This window comes from Achromobacter insuavis, assembly GCF_902859645.1.
Taxonomy (GTDB): domain Bacteria; phylum Pseudomonadota; class Gammaproteobacteria; order Burkholderiales; family Burkholderiaceae_B; genus Achromobacter; species Achromobacter insuavis.
The window spans coordinates 1-4,488 of sequence record NZ_CADIJR010000158.1; the positions used below are offsets into that span (position 1 = coordinate 1).

7 protein-coding genes are annotated in these 4,488 nt (G+C 73.0%); all 7 read left to right on the plus strand.

Features of this window, described 5'->3' with window-relative positions; all coding sequences use genetic code 11:
- On the plus strand, positions 1 to 731 hold a 731-nt coding region (locus H0523_RS31565; protein ID WP_180180297.1), incomplete at its 5' end, for a FecR family protein.
- 103 nt (positions 732 to 834) lie between these two features.
- On the plus strand, positions 835 to 1,422 hold the full coding sequence (locus H0523_RS31570; RefSeq protein WP_156350996.1) for a transposase: 588 nt from the start codon (positions 835 to 837) through the stop codon (positions 1,420 to 1,422).
- 106 nt (positions 1,423 to 1,528) lie between these two features.
- Positions 1,529 to 2,152 (plus strand): transposase, encoded by a 624-nt coding sequence (locus H0523_RS31575; protein ID WP_054435526.1) that lies wholly within the window; start codon positions 1,529 to 1,531, stop codon positions 2,150 to 2,152.
- Positions 2,136 to 2,720 (plus strand): RNA polymerase sigma factor, encoded by a 585-nt coding sequence (locus H0523_RS31580; protein WP_054435523.1) that lies wholly within the window; start codon positions 2,136 to 2,138, stop codon positions 2,718 to 2,720. The genes H0523_RS31575 and H0523_RS31580 overlap by 17 nt, the downstream gene beginning before the upstream one ends.
- Complete coding sequence (gene gspH, locus H0523_RS31585) at positions 2,717 to 3,250, plus strand: type II secretion system minor pseudopilin GspH (RefSeq protein ID WP_082404844.1); 534 nt, start codon at positions 2,717 to 2,719, stop codon at positions 3,248 to 3,250. The genes H0523_RS31580 and gspH overlap by 4 nt, the downstream gene beginning before the upstream one ends.
- Positions 3,222 to 3,662 (plus strand): type II secretion system minor pseudopilin GspI, encoded by a 441-nt coding sequence (gene gspI / locus H0523_RS31590; RefSeq protein ID WP_257225193.1) that lies wholly within the window; start codon positions 3,222 to 3,224, stop codon positions 3,660 to 3,662. The genes gspH and gspI overlap by 29 nt, the downstream gene beginning before the upstream one ends.
- Positions 3,659 to 4,312 carry a PulJ/GspJ family protein gene (locus H0523_RS31595; RefSeq protein WP_054435516.1) on the plus strand — a complete coding sequence of 218 codons (654 nt, stop codon included), beginning with the start codon at positions 3,659 to 3,661 and terminating at the stop codon, positions 4,310 to 4,312. Before gspI ends, H0523_RS31595 begins: the two co-directional genes overlap by 4 nt.
- The last annotated feature ends 176 nt before the right edge of the window (positions 4,313 to 4,488 follow it).

The following is a 4,488-nucleotide window of genomic DNA, read 5'->3' on the forward strand; positions in this document are numbered from 1 at the left end:
GCTGGGGCCGGCGCGCGTTCCTGGGCGCCAGCCTGGGCGGCGCGGCCGCCGCGGCGGTGGCCGCCGTGGTGGCGCCGCCGTTCCGCCTGTGGCCGGCCTGGGACGAATGGTCGGCCGACTACCGCACCGACACCGGCGACCGGCGCCAGTTCGGGCTGGGCGAGCGGGTGCAGGTGGACATGAACACCCAGACCAGCATCGCGCTGCGTTCGGAACAGCCGGGCGCGGTGCGGGTCGAGCTGATCGCCGGCGAAGCCGCGTTCGACGGCCTGGCCTCGCCGACCGCCGTTACGGTGATGGCGGGCCAGGGCCGCGCCGAGGCCCGCGGCGCGCGCTTCGAACTGCGCAACCTGGGCGGCACGGTCTGCGTCACCTGCATCGCCGGCTCGGTGCGCGTGGCGCTGGGCGGTGGCGCCACCTTGCTCGGCCCCAGCGAGCGCCTGTTCTACGACGGGCAGGGACTGGGCCAGGTGCAGCGCATCGACCCGGCCGAGACCTCGGCCTGGCGCCAGGGCTCGCTGGTGTTCCGGCAGACGCCGCTGGCCGAGGTGGTGGCCGAGATCAACCGCTACCGCCGTGGCCGCGTGGTGCTGCTGGACGGCGCGCGCGGCGCCAGCGCGCTCAGCGGCCGCTTCGAGATCCGCGACACCGACAAGGTGCTGGTGCAGATCGAAAAGGCCTTCGGCCTGACCGCCACGCATCTGCCGGGCAACGTGGTGCTGCTCGGCTGAGGGCCGCGTGGCGGGTTTGGCCCGCCCATCTCGTCCTATACAGGCAGGCCGCGCATGACCGCCATCGAGGGCGCATGCCGCGTCCGCGCGATGGGGAGCAGTCGTGTCGCGTAAACCGAATATCGGTATTCGAGAGTTGAAGGAGAATCTGTCGGCCGTGGTGGATTCGGCGTGGGAGCATCCCGTGTCGGTGCATCGTTACGGCTCGCCCTGGGTCTGGATCGTGTCGCACGAGGTCTGGTCCCGCAACACCCGTCGGGTCGAGTTCAATCCGGCCGGCCATCCGCTGGCCGCGCTGCGCGAGCACCTGGACCGGGCGGTGGCCGCCAGCCAGCCGCGGCTGCACGCGGCCGCGATCCGCGCCATGCTGCGCATCGAGGTGCAGCCGCTGCTGCGGGCGCTGGCGATCCAGCTGCTCTACGGCGTCGAGACCGAGGCCGGCCTGCACGAACAGATTTCCTGCAACCTGCTGTTCCGCTGGTTCGTTGGCCTGTCGCTGGACCAGGAAATCTGGAGCCCGCAGGAATTCGGCCAGGCGCTGGAACGGGTGCTGGCCAGCGCCGACATGATCGACATCCTGGCGCAGTCGCTGGACGGGGCGCCGGTCACGCCGATCGAGCAGGCCACCGGCATCGCGTTGAACCGCCCGCTGCTGCAGGCGTGGCGCGCGCGGGCGATCCGTCCTGAATAAAAAACCTGGCGGGTTCCGCCGCGCCGAGTCGTCTTAGGGGTACAGGCCGCGCCATACGCAGCGCGGCCAAACCGGACATGGGCCCAACAGGCCCCAGGAGCGCGTGATGTCGGCGACCGTCAACGTAGGCATGCTCGAGCTGGACCGCAAATTGTCGAAGGTGCTCGATTGCGCCAGGCAGCAACCCGTATCGGTATCCCGCTACGGTTCTCCCTGGGTCTGGGTCGTGTCGCACGAAACCTGGATCGGCCAGATCCAGCTGACCCGCTACGTGCCGCCGCGCCATCCGCTGGTGGCGTTGCGCGAGCACATCGACGACACGCTGCGGGCGCACGCCGCGCTGCTGCGCCAGGCCAGCCTGGAATGCGGGCTGACGCTGGATGCGGCGATCCTGTGCCGCACCCACATCCTGCAGCTGCTGTATCCCGCCGGCAGCAAGACGTACTTCCATGAACAGATCGCCTACAACCTGTTGTTCCGCTGGTTCGCCGGCCTGTCGGAGGGCAACGGCTGCGAGTGCGCGCCGACCTTCGACGACGAGCTCGACGCGGTCGCGGGCCACGCCGGCGTTGCCGAGCTGTTGCGCCAGGCGCTGGACGACGGCCTGCTGACGCCGGCCAATTGGGCAATGCGCAAGCGGGCTGCCCAGCGTCCGGCCGGCACCGGACGGCGCCCGCTTGCGCCCGGCGGCCGGGCCGCCACGGAGAGCCGCCATGTCCCTGTGTCTTGAACCGGCGCCGCCGGCGCGACGGCGCCGCGACGAGTTCGCCGCGGGCGGCGCGCAGGCGGCGCGTCCGCGCCCGCTCTGCCTGGGCGAATTCGTGGCGGCGAACTATGGGCGCCTGATGCAGGCGCTGCGCGGCCACCTCGGTTGCCCGGACTTGGCCGCGGACAGCCTGCACGACGCCTGGCTGCGCGTGGCCGAGGGCGGGGCGGCGCCGGCGCCCGCCGTCCTCAATCCCGGCGCCTACGTGTTCCGCATGGCCTGCAACATCGCCATCGACCGCCTGCGCGCGGAACGGCTGCCGGGCGCGGCCGAGGTGATCTGGGACGACATCGAGGACACGGCGCCGGGGCCGCAGCGGATCGCGCAGGCCCGTTCCTCGATGCGCGGCGTGCTGCGCCTGATCGAGGCGATGCCGCGGCAGCAGCGCGAGATCTTCATCGGCGTGCGCATCGAAGGCATGCTGCAGAGCGAGGTGGCGGCGCGCTATGGCGTGTCCGGACGCATCGTCCGGCGCCACCTGCGCGACGCCTGTCGCCACGTCGAGAGCCAGGCGGCGCGGTTGCGGGCATGACACGGCGCGCGGCCGCAACCTCGTCTTCGCCCCGGGCCCCGCATGCCCGGGCCGGCCGCCGCGCGGCGCCTCAGCGCGGCTTCACGCTGATCGAACTGATGGTGGTGCTGGTGATCGTGGGCATCGCCACGGCCGCGCTGGGGTTGAGCATCCGCAGCGATCCGGCGCGCCGCCTGCGCGACGACGCGCAGCGGCTGGCCGAGAGTTTCGCCGCCGCGCAGGGCGAAGCGCGCGGCGATGGCCGCGTCATTGCGTGGCAGGCCGACGCGGACGGCTACCGTTTCGTGCGCGGCGCCTGGGCGCTGGACGGTGCGGTGCCGCTGCTGGACGCCACGAGGATCGAGGACTTCGCGCGGGATCCGGCGCTGCGGCCGCGTCCCTGGCAGGCCGGCCCGGTGCGGGTATCGCCCGCCGGCCCGGTGCTGCTGACGGCCGAGTGGTTCGGCCCGCCGTGGCGGCTGACGCTGTCCAACGCGGCGGGCCAGGTCGACGTGCAGCGCGATGCCAGCGGCCGCTTCCTGGTGCGCTGACGTGCGGCGTGCGCGCCAGCCGTCCCGCCCGCCGCCGCGCCGCCCGGCGCGCGCGGCCGGCTTCACGTTGCTGGAGATCCTTATCGCGCTGGCCATCGTCAGCGTGGCGCTGGCGGCCGTCATGCGAACCACCGGCATGCTGACGACCAACAACGGCGTGTTGCGCGAACGGGCGCTGGCGTTGCTGTCGGCGCAGAACCGGCTGATCGAGCTGCAGCTGGCGCCGCCGGCGCTGACCGCCAGCGGCGACAAGGCCGCCTGCCCGCAGGGGCCGCTGGCCCTGGTGTGCTACAGCCGCTACACCGACGCCCGCGAGGGCGCGCGCACGGTCACCGTCGAGGTCTATCTCGACCATCGCCCGACGCCGCGCCTGGCCACGCTGTCCGGCATCGTCGAGAACCGCTCTCCATGATGCCGCGACGCCAGGCCGGGTTCACGTTGATCGAGGTGATCATCGCCATCATGATCATGGCCATCATCAGCCTCATCTCCTGGCGCGCCATCGACAGCGTGGCGCTGACCAGCCGCAAGCTCGATCAGCACACCGACGACGCGCTGGCGCTGCAGCGCGCCTTCGACCAGTTCGAACGCGATGTCGCCGCGCGCAGCCTGGTGCTGGCCGAGCCGCCGGCGGCCGAGGCCCCGGCCGCGCCCGGGGCCGAAGACGCCGAACCGGCGGTCATCGCGCCGCAACTGCTGCCCGACGCGATCCATGTCAGCGGCATGAAGACGCCGGCGCCGCGCATCGACATCGTGCGCGGCGCGCCCGGGCAGCCGCAGGCGCGCCAGCGCGTGATCTGGGAACGCCAGGGCGGCCGCCTGCTGCGCACGGCGGGACGGCCGACCGACGCCATGCCGCTGCCCATGCCCGCGCCGGATACCGGCACGCCGGTGCTGGACGAATTGCTGGATTTCAGCGTGCGGGCCTGGGCGCCCGGACGCGGCTGGGTGGCGCTGCCGGGGCGGGGCGAGCAGCCGGCCACGGCGCTGGAGCTGGTGATCTCGCGCGGCGTGCTGGGGCAGACGCCGCTGCGCTATCGCCGCGTGCTGCTGTTGCATTGACCCATGACCTGGAGCCTGCCGCCATGGCGCTGAATTTCCGAATCGACTCGAGCGCGGGCACGTCCTGGCCGCGCCTGGCCAGCCTGGCGGGCGCCGCGGCGCTGATCGCTGGGCTGGCCTGGTGGGGCCTGCGCCTGACCGAACCGCTGTCGCGCCCGCCCGCCGCACCGGTGGCC